Source organism: Guptibacillus sedimenti (genome assembly GCF_028610665.1).
Lineage (GTDB): Bacteria > Bacillota > Bacilli > Bacillales > Guptibacillaceae > Guptibacillus > Guptibacillus sedimenti.
On sequence record NZ_JAQQWV010000001.1, the window covers coordinates 1,103,782 to 1,122,396 of the forward strand.

Genomic DNA, 18,615 nt, shown 5'->3' on the forward strand with positions numbered 1-18,615 from the left:
AAAACAGCCTGTAGCAAAGTTTGCTACAGGCTGTTTTTTAATCCGAATTATTGCTTGTATTAGTGGAACTGTTAGCGTTATTTTCGCTGTTTGCCCCATTTGCCCCGTTTGAATTGCTATTGCTACTATTATTTGAGGTGTTGCTGTTCTCATTTTCTTCTGTATTATCATCTTCTTCTGTACTATCATTATTTTCAGTATTAGCGCCATCTTCGTTTGAAGAGGAATCTTCTGCATTACTTGATTCATCTTCTTCATCTTCTGTAGCTTCCTCATTCTCAGTGTTACTATTTCCGGAAGTTTGATCATTGCCTTCGTCTGATTCAGGCTTTGGTTCAGGTTTCTCTTTAGGTTCAGGCTTTTCAGACCAATCTCCACTTGTTACTTTAGCAGAAGCTCCTGATTCGTTACCAGCTACATCAACCGCTGTAACGTAATAAGCATAAGCACCAGAAGGGATGTTGAATGAGCTACCATCAGAAGATTTTATACTTCCAAGCTTCGTAAAGGAACTGCTCCCGTTCGAAGCTCGGTAAATGCGGTATCCAACGATATCACTTTCACCTGAGGCACCCCAATTTAATGTTGATCCATTAATTGAAAGGCCACCAACTGCGCCTGGTTTTTTACCATTTTCCGAAGCAGTAGTGCCTTCGGAAACAATATTTAGGTTCTTAAACTCAGATGGTAGAAGTGATGCAAGATCGACTCCGGAGAAGTAATCTTCTTTAATCATTACTCCGCTCGACACGAACTCTTCTGGAGTGGAGCTAAGCGCTTGATACGTATTACCATTCATCACTACATAACGTCCTTCAGTGAGGCTGTCATCCACTTCAGTCGGTACGTATTTAGCGTTAAATAGGTCAGTTTGGACAAGACCAGCTTTCTGACAAAGGTCAGATGCAAGCTTCCCTGAAATTCCACAGAAAGAACGTTTTACAATACCGGTTGGCATTTTGAAAGATTTTTCTGGGTCCATTATTTCAGGTTTTTTATCATAAGCAGCATTAGCAAATAATGCCCATAAGTTTTTATTTCTATTGGCATATTGACTATCCATACTGATTTGTTTATCGTATCCAGTCCATACACCTAGTGAAACATTAGGATTAACTGCTACAAACCATGCATCATAATAGTCTTGTCCTGTACCAGTTTTTCCAGCCCAATCCGAAGAGAATTTCAGTTTGTTTGGAATGTCTTGGGCTGTCCCTTGATTAACTACGTCACGCATCATATCAATCGTTAGATACGCTGTTTGAGGACTAAAAACCTCGACTGGTTCTGGTTTTTGTTCGAAAATTGTGTTTCCGTCTCTATCAACTATTTTATCAATTAAGTATGCATCGACAAATTTTCCACCATTAGCAAATGTACCAAAAGCATTCGTGTTTTCTTCTACACTTACGCCACGTTGAAGTGCACCTATGGCCATTGATGGATTTGTTCGGTCATCAAGTGTCATTGTACTAAAGCCCATTTTCACTAAATAGTCTGTTGCTTCAACAGGGTTCATTTTATTGTAAATACGAACTGCAGGAACGTTGTATGATCTTTCCAATGCTTTTCGGGCTGTAACAAGACCATGATAATTCGATGAGTAGTTACCAGGATTATATCCCTCTTTAATCGGTAAATCTGGCACAATGTAGCCTGGCTGAACTTTTCCTACTTCCATTGCAGGAGCATAGTCAAGCAATGGTTTCATCGTAGAACCATTTGAACGATAAGCACCAGTAGCATGGTTAAGTTCTTCTTCTGCAAAATCTCTCCCACCCACGAAAGAAAGAATCTTTCCAGTTTCATTTTCGATTAAGATACTACCCACTTGCATGGGGAATTCTTTGTTTTCGAGTTCTCCTGTCTGGGAGTTTTGCACGGAAATTGTTTTAGAACTTTGAAAGTAGCTTCCATTTTCTAAAACTTTATCTCTTGCAGCATTCATAGATTCATAAATATCTCTGTCTATTGTTGTGTAAATTTTGTATCCATTTTTTCGGAGTTCCTTCTCAGCATTGCTCATAAATTCGAGAAAGACATCAGAGTTTTCTTGAACTTCTTCCCACTTTAAATCCATTTTCTTAGCTATTTCTGTTGCAGATCTTCCAGTAACATTAGCGTCATAAGTTATTTGGTTATAATAGTCCACGCTCTTCGCAAGCTTTTCTCCATCATATCCTTCTTCATCAGCGATCTGCTCTGCAAGAACGCGTTTCGCACGATCTTCAATCTCAAATGTAAGGTATGGGTATTTCTCAACTGGCGAAGGGGAAGATTTAGTTAGGTTTTTTTCAATATCGTATTCAAGCGCTTTGTTGTACTCATCTTCGGTAATTGTTTCTTCTTGATACATGCGATAAAGAACAAATTCCATCCGGTCGATTCCAGCTGAAAGATCCTCTTTCACCTCACCCGAGTTTGTAAAAGGGGTGTATGTATAAGGGTTTTTGGGAATACCAGCAATAAAAGCAGCTTGAGGCAAGTTTAAATCACTTGCATTGACTCCGAATATGCCTTGTGAAGCTGCTTGAACGCCTGCGATATTATTACCAGAAGCATTACGTCCGTAAGGAACAATGTTTAGGTATGCTTCTAGAATTTCGTCTTTATTAAAGAAGTTTTCCAGTCGAAGCGCGAGCAGCATTTCTTTTGCTTTTCGTTCAAATGAAACCTCTCTCGTCAAAATCTGGTTTTTAACAAGCTGTTGCGTGAGTGTGCTCCCACCACTGCGGTCTTCTGAATTTGTAACTTCTTGCAGTACAGCTCGTCCAATTGCTTTAGGAACAATGCCGTCATGATCGTAAAAGTATTCATCTTCTGTGGAAATGACCGCCTTTTGTAGAAGAGGAGAAACGTCTTTTAACTCAACTTCTTTACGCTCAATATCTGAACGGAAGTTTCCAAGAAATACGTCTCCAGCAAAATAGACCTCACTGGTTTCTTCGTAGTTATAAACGTCACTCTTCATCTCATCGTAAGAGCGAATCGGTTCATCTTTTACAAGCGATGCAAAATATCCCGCACCAACGCCACCGGCGAAAAAAGTGCCCATAAGACCAATTACTATAAAGATCAGAAAAAGATTCCAAACAACTTTATAGGCAATTCTGGAGCCGGATAATATGTTGTATTCTTGTAATCTATCAATGAACGCGTTCCACTTCTGCCTGATAGTAGAAAAAAGCTCTCGCATTCCTATACCCCCTCAAATTAATCCTATTTATTATAGCATATGTCGTCGAGATTTGTATAAACTGGTAGGGATATCAGTAGGGTTAGAATTGACATGGTTTTCCGTTTATGATATTAATTTAAATAGTGTTTTTTTATGAATGACATGCTTTGATTGGACAAAGTAGCGTTTTTCTCCCTTTTTCAGAGAGCTGGTGGTCGGTGAGAACTAGCATAAAGGAAAATGTGAATTACCTCCATGAGCTTCTAATGGGAAAGACAATGTCTGTGTAGCATTAGACGGTTCAGACCGTTATTCTGACTGAGTGGAAGAAAGCATGCTTTCTTCAACAAGGGTGGTACCGCGATCAATCTCGCCCCTTTTTGGGGGCGGGGTTTTTTATGTTTGTAGAACTGTAAATTGCTTGTATTAGGGAATTACTATGATTTAGAGGAGACGTTGATATGCACATTTTAGATGAATTAGAAGCAAGAGGCCTGTTAAATCAGGTGACCGATAGAGAAGGTCTTGAAAAAGAGTTGTCTAACAACCGAATTGCGCTTTATTCAGGATTTGATCCAACAGCTGATAGTCTTCATATTGGACATTTGTTGCCAGTTCTTGCGCTTCGTAGATTTCAGCTTGCAGGGCATACGCCGATTGCGCTTGTTGGTGGGGCAACCGGACTTATTGGAGACCCAAGTGGTCGTTCGAATGAGCGTACGTTAAATTCCGAAGTTATTGTAAAAGAATGGACCAATAAATTACAGGGTCAGCTAGCGCGCTTTTTAGATTTTGGTACAGAAGCGAATGCTGCAAAAGCTGTAAACAACTTTGACTGGATCGGCGAATTGAATGTGATTCCATTTCTTCGCGATGTAGGAAAGAACTTTGGTTTAAATTACATGCTTGCGAAAGATTCGGTTACATCACGTCTCGAAGCTGGAATTTCTTTTACCGAGTTTACGTACATGATTCTTCAATCGTATGACTTTCTTCAACTTTATCGTAAAGAAAATTGTCGCTTGCAAATTGGGGGTAGTGATCAGTGGGGAAATATCACGGCTGGTCTTGAATTAATTCGTAAAGAAGAAGGAAGCGAAGAATCGACGAAAGCATACGGTGCAACGTTTCCACTTGTTACGAAAAGTGACGGCTCCAAGTTTGGTAAGTCAGAAGGTGGCGCAATCTGGTTAGATGCTGATAAAACATCTCCTTATGAATTCTATCAGTTCTGGATTAATACAGATGATCGCGATGTGGTAAAGTTCCTAAATTACTTTACATTCTTAAGTATTGAAGAGATTAAAGAAATTGAGTCGAAGCATTTAGAAGCACCAGAAAAAAGAGAAGCGCACCGTACACTTGCTGAAAACGTAACGAAGCTCGTACATGGAGAAGAAAAGCTTCAGCAGGCGATCAATATTTCGGAAGCTCTTTTTAGTGGAGATATAAAGCAATTAACAGCTGAAGAAATTCGTTTAGGGTTTAAAGATGTGCCATCCTATCACGTAGAAGATCATGAAAAAGGATTGATTGACTTACTTGTAGAAGCTGGAATTTCATCTTCCAAGCGTCAGGCAAGAGAAGATGTGAAGAATGGCGCCGTTTATATTAATGGTATACGCTGTAAGGAAATAGACAAGGTGATTTCAGAAAGCGATCAAATTGAAAATCAATACGTTATTATTCGAAGAGGGAAAAAGAAATACTTCCTTCTCACATATTAATTGTTAATGAAGAGGTGCTCGATAGGAGCATCTCTTTTTTCGTATAAATCAATTTTGCTGGACATAAAAAAAACCCCGGAATAAATTCCGGGGAGTTGAAACAGCTTAACGAGAGTAGTACTCAACGATAAGAGCTTCAGTGATTTCAGCAGGAAGTTCAGAACGCTCAGGAAAACGAGAGAACGTACCTTCAAGCTTATCTGCATCGAAAGTAAGGTATTCTGGAACGAAGTTGTTTACTTCGATTGCTTCTTTGATGATGTCAAGGTTGTTTGACTTCTCACGAACGCTGATCACTTGACCAGTCGCTACGCGGTAAGAAGGGATGTCAACGCGTTTGCCATCGACAGTGATGTGGCCGTGGTTAACTAGCTGACGAGCCTGACGGCGAGTGCGAGCTAGACCCAGACGATAAACAAGGTTATCAAGACGAGCTTCAAGAAGAATCATGAAGTTCTCACCGTGAACACCTTTCATTTTACCAGCATCATCGAAAAGACGACGGAATTGACGCTCAGTCATGCCGTACATGTGACGAAGCTTTTGCTTCTCTTGAAGCTGAAGTCCATATTCAGAAAGCTTTCTACGCTGGTTAGGTCCGTGTTGACCTGGAGCGTAAGGACGCTTTTCCAATTCTTTACCTGTTCCACTTAGAGAAATACCAAGACGACGAGAAATTTTCCAACTTGGTCCTGTATAACGAGCCATATTTAGCTCCTCCTTTATACCATTATTATTGGTATAAAATAAAAACAGTGTCGTGATTCCGGTTTGCGCACATTGTGTTTTCACACGCCTTCACCTCGACAGCCGGAGGGTACGCGGCGTACCTATTAAAAGGAACACAATGAAATCGCAGCCCGTCACGCTGCTGCCCATTCTTATTTTACACAAATGCAATTGTAACTCTTTCAGATTGAGATGTCAACTATAGTAGGGATTTGATGGATAAGAAGATGTCAATGACTTGTTGAGAAAGATAATTCCCTCTTCACCTTATAATTGAAAACGCTTACAATGAAAGTGTAATGTGTGATTTTATAACAGGGGGTTATGACTTTGGGAGAGCAACGTTTTGAGACAAAAACAATTCATGATGGATATGATTCTAAATCACATCATAATAGTCTAGCATCACCGATCTATCAAACATCCACTTTTACATTTGAAACAGCAGAAGCTGGTGAAAGAAGGTTTGCTGGTGAAGAGCCTGGCTACATTTATTCAAGACTTGGAAATCCTACTGTTCGAATGTTGGAAGAGAGGATTGCTTCTCTTGAGAATGCGGAGGGTGGTTTAGCTTTTGGTTCAGGCATGGCAGCTGTTTCTGCTGTTCTTATGTATCTTGTAAAGTCGGGAGACCATATCCTTTGTTCTGAAGGAGTGTACGGCTGCACGTTTGGATTACTTAAAATGTTAGAAGAGAAGTTTGCGATCGAGCATGATTTGCTTCCACTTGATTCATTTGAACAAATTCAACAAGCTATTCGCCCAAATACAACGGTTATTTATATAGAGACGCCCATAAATCCAACATTGAAATTAATTGATCTTGAAATGATTTCTTCTGTAGCAAAGGAGAAAGGAATTACGGTTGTGGTAGATAATACATTTTCTACGCCGTATCTACAACGCCCTCTAGAATTTGGATGTGATATTGTTTTGCACAGCGCTACGAAGTATATCGGAGGGCATGGGGATGTCGTGGCGGGACTGGTTGTAAGTGATAAGAAGACAATTACTGCCATTGCAAAGAGTACACAAAAAGATATCGGAGGAATTCTATCACCGTTTGATGCATGGTTACTCCTTCGGGGATTGAAGACTCTCCCAATTCGGATGGATCGTCACTGCTCAAATGCTCATAAAATCGTTCAAAAGTTAATCGAGCATCCATCAGTAACGAATGTGATGTATCCAGGAAGAGAGGAATCGCCTTCTTTTCTAATTGCACAAAAGCAGATGAAAAGCCCAGGAGGATTAATTAGCTTTGAAATAAATGGTGGTAAACTAGAAGCGCAAAATTTTATGAATCGGCTAGGAATGATAAAAATTGCAGTTAGTCTTGGAGATGCTGAAACGCTTATTCAACATCCAGCGACGATGACACATGCAGTGGTTCCTGAAGAAGAGCAAAAACGGATGGGCATTAGTGAATCGCTTATTCGTCTTTCGATTGGACTTGAAGCGTGGGAAGACATTTGGAGGGATATCGAACAAGCGCTTGAAAAATAAAAAAACCGTCCAATGGAGAACTCCATTGGACGGTTTTTATCATTACTTAAAGTTCTTATAGATGAAGATTAAACCTGGTCTTAAAGGTAATCTTGCAATGCTAGTGTGAATTTTTCTAAATACTCTTGGTCCACTTCATCAAATCGTCCAACTTCTGGGCTGTCAATATCAAGAACGCCAAGAAGTGCCCCATTCGTAAAAATGGGCACTACAATTTCAGATTGAGACGCAGCGTCACAGGCAATATGTCCTGGGAACTCATGCACATTCTCAATTCTCATTGTTTTGCCTTCCTTGGATGCGGTGCCGCATACGCCTTTTCCATTCTGAATTCTGACACAAGCGGGTAGCCCCTGAAATGGACCGAGAACAAGTTGATCGGTTTCTTTTTCGTATAAATAAAAACCTACCCAGTTCACATCTGATAAAAACTGATTTAATAATGCAGAAGCATTTGCAAGGTTGGCTAGCTGATTCGTCTCGCCATCTAGCAGTGCTCTTAATTGTTTAATTACCATTTGATAGTCTTTTTCTCTTTTACCTGAATAGGATTCGACCTCAAACATGTCAAAACACCTCTTCCTTAACTCGAAATTATGATAATCATATCAAATCTTGTTGAGGAACACACATATTTTGTCGCACGATTATTAAAGGAATGGAGGACCAATTAACGAATGAGTTACTAAGAACGAACTATTTGGAGGTGGTTCCTAGTGAAACAGGAGCGAGATACAGTATCGAAGCGAAGTGTCATCCAGGCCGCCATTCAACTCTTTAACACCAAAGGATTCCACGGTACTTCAGTTCGTGATATTGCGAGTAAAGCAGAGGTGAACGTTGCACTAATCTCTTATTACTTTAACGGAAAAAAGGGATTAGCTGAGTTTTTAATGACTTCTTTTCTTGAAGGGTATGTAAAAGAAATTGAAGCTGCATATCAACAGCTGGAAGGGCACTCAGCAAAAACATGTCTTATTGAAGCAATTGAGCGTGTGATGGAATATCAGTATTTGAATAGACAGTTAGCTCGATTTGTACACCGAGAGATCACATTCGATTCTGTTCTTGTTCGGGAAATTATGACCACTTATCTGGCGAAAGAAAAGTATTATTTCACTAGGATTCTAGAAGTGGGTTTTGCGAGAAAAGAGTTTCGCCCTCAACCCATTGATTATATTGTGATGCAAATGAAAGGGATGCTTTCGATGCCTTTTTTACACCCGCAATATATTCTCGAAGTGCATCATATTCAACCGAATGAACGTTATTTTATAGAAAAATATAACAAGCAGTTATATCAGTGGATTCAGTTAACTGTTTGTAAAGAGAAGAAGTGGGACGAGCGCCCGCTTGTTATGAATGGTTGATTATATTTGGCTTTTGAAGCAAATGAGTGATCAGCCGATCTGCTCCCTGACCAATCCCTTTTGCACTATGGGCATCTGAGCCATAGACGAGAGGGATTTCTCGTTTTAACGCTTCTTTGACGACTTGATCGCTTGGATAGGGTTCTTCGCAAAGTGGTTTCACTGTACCAGCACCATTGTAATCAAGAGAATAGTTGTGATCTTTAATCGCAATAAGAATAGTAGCTATTTCGCTTTGAAAATCATTACTAACCGGATATTTTTTCTGGAATTTATTTGCAAGTGTCATATGTCCTATACGAGTAGGCTTGTAATTTCCTAAATTGGATTTAACGGACTTTAGCACAGTTTCATAATATTTTTTATGAACCATTTCAACCGAACCTAACGCTTGGATAAGGTCATTGAATGCTTCTGGGCTATAGTCCAAGCATGTATAGAAATCGCCGTGTTTGATAAAGTGGACGGAAAGAATGGCGTCATCTAGAAGTGGACCAACTGAATCAAGTAACTGTCTCGTCTCTTCCTCATAACCCTCAATATAATCAACTTCAAGTCCGCTATTAATTTCAATTAAACCCTTATACTTTTCTTTCAGTTGTTGAATGGAAATAAAGTAACGATGAACGTCCCCCCACTTCATCCCGCTGTCTTTGTCTGGAACAGGATCAGTAAAGGTTTTAGGGAGGGGAGCATGTTCTGTAAAAGTCATTCCTTTATAACCTGCTTGTATTGCTGCTTCTACGTACTCTTCAAATTGATCAGTGGAGCCGTGTGGACAAAAAGGAGAGTGGATGTGTCCATCATATGAAATATTCATTCTAAAGCACCTTCTTTCAAAAAATGAAAAAGTTTATAATATAATCAAGGAATTTAGCTGTCGAATATTGAATTTATTTAGTCAAAGAGGTAATTACATGGTATCATAAAAACATTAATGAATTTCCTACATATTTGTTTATAAAAGATCTATATCTGATGATTTAGACTGCTTAATTAGCATGTATACATAAATTGATGATGTGGAAGAAGGGGTGCTTCCGTTGGAGTATATTGTCATTGCGATTATTTTACTGGTTGCCGTCATATTATATGGCACTTTTGCTAGAAGAAAAATATACAATGAGATCGATCGTCTAGAAGAATGGAAGATTGATATATTGAATAGACCTGTAACTGATGAGATCTCAAGAGTAAAGGGATTAACAATGTCAGGGCAAACGGAAGAGAAATTTGAGAAGTGGCGTGAAGAGTGGGACGAAATTGTTGCCGTTAAACTTCCTAATCTAGAAGAACAGCTCATGGATACAGAAGAAGCAGCGGAGAAGTATCGCTTTCGAAAAGCGAAAGCGACTCTCGTTGAAACGCGCGAACGGCTAGAGCAAATTGAAAAGAGAATTGAATTAATGTTGGAAGATATCAATGAACTTGTTTCAAGTGAAGAGCAAAACCGAACGGACATTATTTCTGTCCAAGAAGTATTTAGGGAAGCAAAGCAACGGCTATTATCTCAGAACCGTTCGCTTGGAAAGGCTTATCCAACGCTTGATGCAGAGCTTGATGAGCTAAAACAGAATCTTAAGCATTATGAACAGCTGACAGAAGAAGGAAATTACCTTGAGGCAAGAAGTGTACTAATGGAAATTCAAGAGCGGTTAGCAGCTGTTCAGGATAAAATTGCTGTGACACCCGAATTAATTGCATTAGTTCATACGCAAATACCTGCTCAATTGAAAGAGCTTGAAGATGGTACTTCTGCGATGGCATCTGAGGGCTATGTCCTGGATCACTTGGAAATTCAGGATCACATCGAACAGGTAGAATCGGACCTCGTACGTTTTGAATCTGCCATTGAGAAAACCGAAGTTCAAGAAATGAAAACAGAAATCGATTCGGTACGAAGAAGTATTGAGGGATTATATGACCAATTAGAAGCCGAGGTAGATGCAAGGCACCTCGTTACTGAAAAAGTAGAAGAGATTGAACATGAATTGTTCAAAACAAATTCTTATCTTCAGGATTTACAGGAAGAAACGAACGTTGTTCAACTAAGCTATCGGTTAGAAGAACAAGAACTAAACATGATAAAAGATATCGAACTGAAAATTTCAGATATGCATATTCGCTTTAATGCTGTTCGAGAAGCGGTAGATGGTAATCAACAAGCGTATACGACTCTTGCTGAGACAGTGCTTTCTCTAAAAGAAGATCTTGCAACAATTGATCACGAAATGCAGATTCAGAAAGAAAACTTGCACATGCTTAGGCGAGATGAGCTTAAAGCACTTGATACGATCAAAGATCTGAAGCGGAAGTTAATCGAATCTAGAAGAATGATGAAATTAAGTAATTTACCAGGCATACCTGAGTCTTATCTTGATGGCTATGAACTAGCTGAAGACATTATTATCGAATTAAGTGAACGCCTTTCAGACGTACCGCTTGATATCTACCAAATTAATGAAGTGTTAGCTGACGCGGAACGTGCGGTTGAGCACAGCACGGAAATTACGAAGAAACTTGTCGAAGACGCTATCTTAACGGAACGTTTGATCCAGTTTGGGAATCGGTATCGTGGGAAGCATCGAAGTGTGGATGAATTGCTACAAAAAGCAGAAGATCACTTTAGACAATATGAGTATGATGATGCCCTATCTACAGCTGAAGCTGCAATTGAAAAAGTAGATCCACAGGTGCTTCAAACTCTAAAAAATGATGTAAGAGAACCTGTTAAATCGTAGCTCTCCTTTCGAGGAGAGCTTTTTTTTGTGGCAAGATCTCCCTTTTGGTTCGTTTCAGGGAATGACCATTTAACAAAAGAGAAAGAACGCAGGCGGATAGCCTGCGTTCTTGAATTACGACACTTGTTTAGTTGTTCTGGAGAGTAAGAGGCCAATCACAGCGCCTACAATGGCTGGGATAATCCATCCTACGCCTTCGCTATAAAGCGGCAGTGTTTGCATTACACCCATACCCGGCAAAGTGATTCCCGCTCCTTCTAGAGCGTTTGGCACGCTAATGAAGACTGTTAAGATAATCGCTCCCCTATAAACATAGTGGTGAATTGGAAAAGCATTATCAATAAACGTTAGAAAAATTAAAACAATAGCAATCGGATAAATGGCGATTAAAACAGGTAAAGTAAACGTAATAAGCTGTGTAAGACCGAGATTCGCAACGAATGTACTAAATAGCGTAACGACTAGAATAACGGTTTTGTAGGAAAGCTTTGGATATGTTTTAGAAAAATATTCTCCGCAGGCGGTTACGAGCCCTACCGATGTGGTTAAGCAGGCGAAGGTAATCGCCGATCCAAGCAAAAGCGTTCCTAATGAGCCAAATAAGTAGCTAGCAATACTCGATAATATCGCTCCTCCGTTATTAGCGGATCCAACAAGGTTCGTGCTTGTTGCACCGATATACGCCAATGAAAGATAAATGACCGTTAATCCAATCGCTGCAAGAATGCCCGCTTTTAGTACAGCAATTGAAACGTTCTTGCGATCAGAGACACCTTTATCGTTGACTGCTTGTATCACAACGATTCCGAATACAAGGGCAGCGATTGCGTCCATTGTAAGATATCCTTCGATAAAGCCTTTAAAGAACACGCCACTCTTATAATCAGGTGCAGGCGTAGATAAAGGTCCAGGAGGATTTATAAATGCTCCAATAATAAGACTACCTAGAACTAAAATTAAAAGTGGGGTTAGTATTTTTCCGACTCGATCCACTAACCTTGTCGGGTTTAATGATAACCAGAATGTTAACCCGAAGAAAATAAGAGTATAGAGAAATAAAGGCAATCCATTTACGTTTGTAGATTCATTTAGAAATGGCACAACACCGATCTCGAAAGCTACAGTACCCGTGCGCGGTATTCCGAAGAATGGGCCGATTGCAAGGTAGAGAATGGCAGTGAAAATAAGTCCAAAAAGCGGGTGTACTTTCGATGCGATATCCCTTAAACTTCCACCTGTTAATCCAATAGCAGTTACGCCAAGAAGTGGTAAGCCGACACCTGTAATAAGAAAGCCAGCTGTAGCGATCCAAATGTTTTCACCTGCAGAGTTTCCAAGCGCTGGAGGGAAGATCATATTTCCCGCTCCTAAGAAGAGCGCAAATAGCATTAATCCGATCGTCATTGTGTCTTTATTCGATAATTTTAGTTTCATAATTGCCTCCTGAATCAACTGTTTAACATGTCCTAATTTTCGGACTTCATATTAACACAATTAATCGACGAATCATAACGTTTCTTTTAATGATTAATTATTCTGACTATTTATCTTCTGTTCGCATATGGAATGAAACGACTTTGGTAATATCAACCATAGGTGAAAAGGTTTTAATTCTATCGTTCCTTCTCTTCAAGATAGAATAGTTGATTTGGTAATTACTTTAACCTATGGTAAGATTATTAGTTGGAAATAAAAGATGACTGAAGGTGTCATAATATGATTTATTTGGATAATAGTGCTACTACGAAGCCGTATAACGAAGCGCTCGATGCTTTTCGTACAGCGTCTGAAAAGTTTTTTGCAAATCCTTCTTCTCTTCACCGAAAAGGAGGAGAGGCAGAAAGGTTACTTCGCCAAGCAAGGTCAAGCATTGCAGAGTTATTGCACGTTAAAATAAATGAAGTTATATTTACTTCAGGTGGAACAGAAAGTAATAATCTCGCTATCAAAGGAACAGCATTTCAGTACTTGAACCAGGGGAAGCATCTGATAACTAGTTGCATCGAACATGCCTCTACCTTAGAAGCATTTCGACAACTTGAATTATTAGGATTTTCAGTAACCTATTTGTCAGTTGATCAAGATGGGAAGATATCTTTAGATGAGCTAAAAAAAGCACTCACTCCTGATACCATTCTTGTTTCCATTATGCATGTGAATAATGAACTGGGCTCAATTCAACCTATTAAAGAGATCGGACATCTTATTAAGCAGAAGTCACGTGCTCTTTTTCATATTGATGATGTCCAGGGGATTGGAAAAGTACCGCTTGATTTTAATCATGTTCAGGCCGATTTGGTTTCGTACTCAGCTCATAAATTTCACGGTCTTAAAGGAAATGGTTTATTAATTAAACGAGAGAAGATCACTTTGCTTCCACTCCTCTCTGGTGGAGGACAGGAAAGGGAAATTCGCTCCGGTACAGAAAATGGCCCGGGAATTGTTGCGATGGCAAAGGCTCTTCGCTTGTATTTAAATAGAGCAAAAACGCAAAAACGAATGCTGGAAACTTTAAGAACGCATGTGTTTGCAGAGCTATCAATTATCGAGGGAATTGAGCTAAATAGTTCAATGTCTGGTGCTCCACATATTGTGAATTTTTCAGTTCCTGGTATTAAACCTGAAGTATTAATTCATGCGCTCGAGGAAAAAGAGATTTATGTTTCTACGCGTTCCGCATGTTCATCAAAAACGGCTGAAATAAGCCATGTATTAGCGGCAATTGGTTTAACCACGATTCGTGCAAAATCTGCTATTCGAATTAGTCTTTCTTTTGAAACGACTAAAGAGCAAATTGATATATTTCTAAACGAATTGCAAACTGAAGTACCAAAACTAAAACAAGTAATGAGGTAATAGCTATGTATGATCACATCATCCTTCGCTACGGTGAAATTTCTCTTAAAGGGAAAAATAGAAAAGGTTTTATTACATCTTTGAAAAAAAGAGTGAAGCAAGTATTGTCGGATTATCCGGCAATTGAAGTACATCAATCTTTTGATCGAATGATTGTTAAACTTAATGACGAGGACCCAGAACCAATTTTAATGAAACTTAAAACAATTTTTGGGATTCATTCTTTAAGTGTGGCTATAAAAACAGACCACGATATTGATTTGATTAAAGAAAAAGCCTTACAGCTAGTGAAAGATCAAATGGGCAACGAAAGTATGACATTTAAGGTAACGGTTAGAAGGCCATTCAAACAGTTTCCGCACCGATCGCAGGATATGAACCGTGATATTGGAGGATATGTATTAAGTAACACAGAGAAATTGACTGTTGATGTACATCATCCTGATATGGAATTGAAAGTAGAAGTGAAGCAAGATGGCGCTTATCTTAGCTGCAATAATTCCGAAGGTGCAGGTGGATTGCCAACTGTACAAGATAATAAAGTGATGCTAATGCTGTCTGGTGGCATTGATAGTCCTGTTGCAGGCTATCTTACAATGAAACGAGGCGTAAAAGTTGAGGCTGTTCATTTTCACAGTCCTCCTTTTACAAGTGAACGTTCGAGACAAAAAGTGGAGGACCTTGTAAAAGTTCTGTCCCGTTATGGTGGGGATATTCGCCTTCATATTGTTCCGTTTACAAATACGCAAAAGGCGATTCAAAAGGAAATGCCAGATAACTATAGCATGACGATTATGAGAAGAATGATGATGCGCATTACAGAAAAACTTGCTGAGAAAAATAATGCTTTGGCCATTGCGACGGGAGAAAGTCTTGGCCAGGTTGCGAGTCAAACAATTCAGAGTATGAATACGATTAACGAGGTAACAAACTACCCGGTATTAAGGCCACTTATTTCGATGGATAAAATTGAAATTATGAGAATTTCAAGAGCGATTGATTTGTATGACATCTCGATTCGCCCTTACGAAGACTGTTGTACGGTATTCTTGCCTGAAGCTCCAAAAACAAAGCCGAAACGTGAGCATGCGAATAAATTTGAACAATACTTGCCAATTGATGAACTTGTTGAGGAAGCGGTAAATGGTGTTGAAACGATCCTCATTAAAGAAAAAGACGATTCTTTTGATGAATTGCTTTAGACTTCCAACATTTTACCCCAATGCCATAAGTTATTAAGGATAGCACCTTCTTGTCTATCACATGATATGAGCAAGGAGGTGATTAACTCATGGCAAACAACAGTTCAAACAACCTTGTAGTTCCAGGTGTACAGCAAGCTCTAGATCAAATGAAATATGAAATTGCTTCTGAATTTGGCGTGAATCTTGGTCCTGATTCAACTTCACGTTCAAACGGGTCAGTTGGTGGCGAGATCACAAAGCGTCTTGTTCAGCAGTCTGAACAACAATTCGGAGGATATTCCAAATAATTGAATAAATTGGCTCAGAGGAAGATGCATCAGCATCTTCCTCTTTTTTGCTCTCCAGCAGCGTTATATGTTCCGATGTTTTCGTTTGAATAGATTCAAAACTTTCAAACTTTTGTGTATAATGTAACTATTACATAATAGAGGAGGCACACGATGCAAGATTTAATTGCACCAGAATATTATAATTTAACAAGTGAAATGGAACGATTTGTTTCTAATGAAGACAAGGTTGCTTTAAAATGGCGAAGCGATCAAGGTGACGAGCAGGAAATTACATATAAGAAATTATTTGAAAAGGCGAACCGCATTGCCGGTGCTTTAACAAGTGGAGGATTAGCACCGCAAGATCGCGTATTAATTATGATGCCTAGGCTTATTGATACATATGCTGTCTACATTGCATGTCTAAAAGCTGGCCTTGTCGTAATTCCTTCCTCGGAAATGTTACGGAAGAAGGATCTGGTATACCGAATAAATCATGCTGTAGCAAAGGCGGTTATTTGTGAATCGCAATTAATTGAAGCATTTGCAGGGGTAGAAAGTGATGCGCCATCTCTGAAATATAAGTTCAGTGTCGGGAAAGAAACAAAGGGGTGGCTTCCATTACTTCAACAATCCGAAAATGAAAGCGCTTCTTTCGAGGGCGTTAGCACATTGCGTGATGATATGGCATTCCTTTCCTATACGTCAGGTACCACTGGTAATCCAAAAGGCGTTGTGCATAGTCATGGTTGGGCGTATGCTCATTTAAGAACCACTTCTGCATCTTGGCTTGATATTCAAGAAGGTGATAACGTTTGGGCAACAGCAGGACCTGGTTGGCAGAAGTGGATTTGGAGTCCATTTGTTGCTACGTTAGGCAGTGGAGCTACTGGATTCTTATACAGTGGTAAATTTGATCCTGAAGCATATCTTGGTTTCCTTTCCAAATATGACATCAATGTTCTTTGTTGTACTCCGACAGAATACCGATTAATGGCAAAAGTAGATGGTTTGGATCGCTACAACCTTCCCGTGCTTAGAAGTGCCGTTTCAGCGGGAGAACCTCTTAATCGTGAAGTTATTGATACGTTTAGAAAGTATTTTAAAATCGATGTAAGAGACGGTTACGGTCAAACGGAAAATACATTGCTTGTTGGTATTCTAAAAGGAATGGAAGTAAAACCAGGATCAATGGGGAAACCAACCCCAGGAAACCAGGTGGAAATTATTAATGAAGAGGGAGAGCCGGTTCAAGTTGGGGAAGTTGGCGATATTGCCGTGCATAAAGATGTGCCAGCTCTTTTCAAAAAGTACTATCAAGATCAAGAGCGTACACAGATGGCATATAGAGGGGATTATTATTTAACAGGGGATAAGGCGTCCAAAGATGACGATGGCTACTTCTGGTTTGAGGGGAGAGGTGATGATATTATTATTAGCTCTGGATATACCATTGGACCTTTTGAAGTGGAAGATGCTCTCGTTAAGCATCCAGCTGTTCAGGAGTGTGCCGTCGTGGCAAGTCCGGATGAAGTAAGAGGGAATATTGTTAAAGCATATATTGTATTAAAAGATGCTAGTCAGGCAAGTGATGCGTTAACTCGTGAACTTCAAGATCATGTGAAAGAGCTGACGGCGCCGTACAAATACCCCCGTAAGATTGAATTTATTGAAGAACTTCCAAAGACCACGTCTGGAAAGATAAGAAGAATTGAACTCCGACAAAAAGAAAAGCAGGGAGCTTCATAAAATAAGACAACAGATCTTATATGTATATAATAGAAGAGGACCATTTTTTGGTCCTCTTCTTTTTATTTTGCGATGCTTTTAATCAATGACTCGATTTTTTTCGCTTGATCTCCGGCATTATCTTGCTCCATTGCTTTTAAGTAGGTTGACCGTTTCTCATAAGTTTCGCGTACTAATCTTAAGAAAGAAGAGTCAGTTAAATCTTCTTCTAATAAAACGTTAGCATAGCCCGATTTTTGAAATGATTGAGCATTTAAGATTTGGTCACCTCTACTCGCTGCTCTAGATAGTGGAATGAGCAGCATTGGTTTCTTTAGCGCAAGAAATTCAAAGATGGAATTCGATCCAGCCCTAGAAACGATTAAGTCGGCCATTGCTAATAGATCGGGAAGTTCATCTGTTACATATTCAAATTGTTTGTAACCTTTCATTTGAAGTGACTCATCAACCTGCCCTTTACCGGTAAGGTGAAGGATGTCAAATGTTTGGAGCAACTGATTGAGCTGGTTACGAACCGATTCGTTGATCCGCTTTGCTCCTAGACTACCTCCCATGATAAGCATTACTGGTTTTGTTCCACTAAATTCAGCGAATGAGAGTCCTTTTGATCGGTTTCCGCTTTTTAATTCATCTCGGACAACAGCCCCAATGTATTCTGCTTTATTTTCAGGAAGGTGTTTCACAGTTTCTGGAAAAGTGGTGCACACTTTTGATGCGAAAGGAATTGCTACTTTGTTAGCAAGGCCGGGAGTTAAATCAGATTCGTGAATAATGACAGGTACTCCGTTCATTTTACCAGCAATTACAACCGGGACAGAAACGAATCCACCTTTTGAAAAAATAACAGATGGTTTTTCTCGTTTAATAATGGAGAAAGCTTCTCCGACGCCTTTAATGACTTTAAAAGGATCTTTAAAGTTATTCCAGTCAAAATATCTTCTTAACTTTCCGGTTGCAACGTGATGATACGTAACGCCTTTAACGGGTTCAATAAGCTGGCGTTCAATCCCTTTTTCAGATCCGATATAATGGATATCCCAATCTTCTTCTAAGAAACGGGGGATAAGAGCTAAATTAACGGTAACGTGTCCGGCTGATCCACCGCCTGTAAATAAAATCTTCTTCTTCAACGTGATTTCCTCACCTTCAACAATTGTCTTGCACTTTCTTTTAGATATTCTTATTGTATCATGATTGAAAAATCAACCAAGAGTTTGAAGAAAAACCAGAAGATTCACAGTTTATAATAGGAATGATACAATAAGCTCACAAATCGCATAAAGGG

The 18,615-nt window shown here is 39.4% G+C and carries 14 protein-coding genes and 1 other annotated feature; of the genes, 8 read left to right on the forward strand and 6 right to left on the reverse strand.

Features of this window, described 5'->3' with window-relative positions:
* Nucleotides 1–37 precede the first annotated feature (37 nt).
* A complete protein-coding gene (locus PQ578_RS05340; RefSeq protein WP_273832532.1) occupies nt 38–3,196 on the reverse strand; it encodes a transglycosylase domain-containing protein in 3,159 nt (1,052 codons plus the stop codon).
* Between the two features lie 140 nt (nt 3,197–3,336).
* Nucleotides 3,337–3,559, forward strand: a binding site (T-box leader).
* An 80-nt stretch (nt 3,560–3,639) separates the two neighbouring features.
* Between PQ578_RS05340 and tyrS the strand changes: the two genes are divergently transcribed.
* Complete coding sequence (tyrS, locus tag PQ578_RS05345; RefSeq protein ID WP_273832533.1) at nt 3,640–4,905, forward strand: tyrosine--tRNA ligase; 1,266 nt, start codon at nt 3,640–3,642, stop codon at nt 4,903–4,905.
* A 105-nt stretch (nt 4,906–5,010) separates the two neighbouring features.
* On the opposite strand, the gene rpsD is transcribed toward tyrS, so the two are convergent.
* Nucleotides 5,011–5,613, reverse strand: coding sequence for a 30S ribosomal protein S4 (gene rpsD, locus PQ578_RS05350; RefSeq protein WP_273832534.1), 603 nt, complete (start codon nt 5,611–5,613; stop codon nt 5,011–5,013).
* A 345-nt stretch (nt 5,614–5,958) separates the two neighbouring features.
* Here rpsD and megL point away from each other — a divergent pair, with 345 nt between their 5' ends.
* A complete protein-coding gene (gene megL / locus PQ578_RS05355) occupies nt 5,959–7,140 on the forward strand; it encodes a methionine gamma-lyase (RefSeq protein ID WP_273832535.1) in 1,182 nt (393 codons plus the stop codon).
* An 80-nt stretch (nt 7,141–7,220) separates the two neighbouring features.
* Here megL and PQ578_RS05360 read toward each other — a convergent pair whose 3' ends face one another.
* Complete coding sequence (locus tag PQ578_RS05360) at nt 7,221–7,706, reverse strand: GAF domain-containing protein (protein ID WP_098444554.1); 486 nt, start codon at nt 7,704–7,706, stop codon at nt 7,221–7,223.
* Between the two features lie 150 nt (nt 7,707–7,856).
* Here PQ578_RS05360 and refZ point away from each other — a divergent pair, with 150 nt between their 5' ends.
* Nucleotides 7,857–8,510 carry a forespore capture DNA-binding protein RefZ gene (gene refZ / locus PQ578_RS05365; RefSeq protein ID WP_273832536.1) on the forward strand — a complete coding sequence of 218 codons (654 nt, stop codon included), beginning with the start codon at nt 7,857–7,859 and terminating at the stop codon, nt 8,508–8,510.
* Here refZ and hisJ read toward each other — a convergent pair.
* Nucleotides 8,497–9,330: a histidinol-phosphatase HisJ gene (hisJ, locus tag PQ578_RS05370; RefSeq protein WP_420541508.1), complete on the reverse strand. Its 834-nt coding sequence runs from the start codon at nt 9,328–9,330 to the stop codon at nt 8,497–8,499. The genes refZ and hisJ overlap by 14 nt on opposite strands.
* Nucleotides 9,331–9,553: 223 nt before the next feature.
* Between hisJ and ezrA the strand changes: the two genes are divergently transcribed.
* Nucleotides 9,554–11,251: a septation ring formation regulator EzrA gene (gene ezrA / locus PQ578_RS05375; protein ID WP_273832537.1), complete on the forward strand. Its 1,698-nt coding sequence runs from the start codon at nt 9,554–9,556 to the stop codon at nt 11,249–11,251.
* A 114-nt stretch (nt 11,252–11,365) separates the two neighbouring features.
* Here ezrA and brnQ read toward each other — a convergent pair whose 3' ends face one another.
* Nucleotides 11,366–12,685 carry a branched-chain amino acid transport system II carrier protein gene (gene brnQ, locus PQ578_RS05380; protein WP_273832538.1) on the reverse strand — a complete coding sequence of 440 codons (1,320 nt, stop codon included), beginning with the start codon at nt 12,683–12,685 and terminating at the stop codon, nt 11,366–11,368.
* A gap of 282 nt (nt 12,686–12,967) precedes the next feature.
* On the opposite strand from brnQ, the gene PQ578_RS05385 reads away from it, so the two are divergent.
* From PQ578_RS05385 to mbcS, 4 genes are all read left to right on the forward strand, one after another.
* A complete protein-coding gene (locus PQ578_RS05385; RefSeq protein WP_273832539.1) occupies nt 12,968–14,107 on the forward strand; it encodes a cysteine desulfurase family protein in 1,140 nt (379 codons plus the stop codon).
* Between the two features lie 5 nt (nt 14,108–14,112).
* Nucleotides 14,113–15,309 carry a tRNA uracil 4-sulfurtransferase ThiI gene (gene thiI / locus PQ578_RS05390; RefSeq protein ID WP_098444549.1) on the forward strand — a complete coding sequence of 399 codons (1,197 nt, stop codon included), beginning with the start codon at nt 14,113–14,115 and terminating at the stop codon, nt 15,307–15,309.
* Between the two features lie 89 nt (nt 15,310–15,398).
* Nucleotides 15,399–15,599 (forward strand): alpha/beta-type small acid-soluble spore protein, encoded by a 201-nt coding sequence (locus tag PQ578_RS05395; protein WP_098444548.1) that lies wholly within the window; start codon nt 15,399–15,401, stop codon nt 15,597–15,599.
* 153 nt (nt 15,600–15,752) lie between these two features.
* On the forward strand, nt 15,753–17,330 hold the full coding sequence (mbcS, locus tag PQ578_RS05400; protein ID WP_273832540.1) for an acyl-CoA synthetase MbcS: 1,578 nt from the start codon (nt 15,753–15,755) through the stop codon (nt 17,328–17,330).
* 62 nt (nt 17,331–17,392) lie between these two features.
* Here mbcS and murG read toward each other — a convergent pair whose 3' ends face one another.
* Nucleotides 17,393–18,460, reverse strand: a complete 1,068-nt coding sequence (murG, locus tag PQ578_RS05405) for an undecaprenyldiphospho-muramoylpentapeptide beta-N-acetylglucosaminyltransferase (RefSeq protein ID WP_273832541.1) — start codon at nt 18,458–18,460, stop codon at nt 17,393–17,395.
* Between the last annotated feature and the right edge of the window lie 155 nt (nt 18,461–18,615).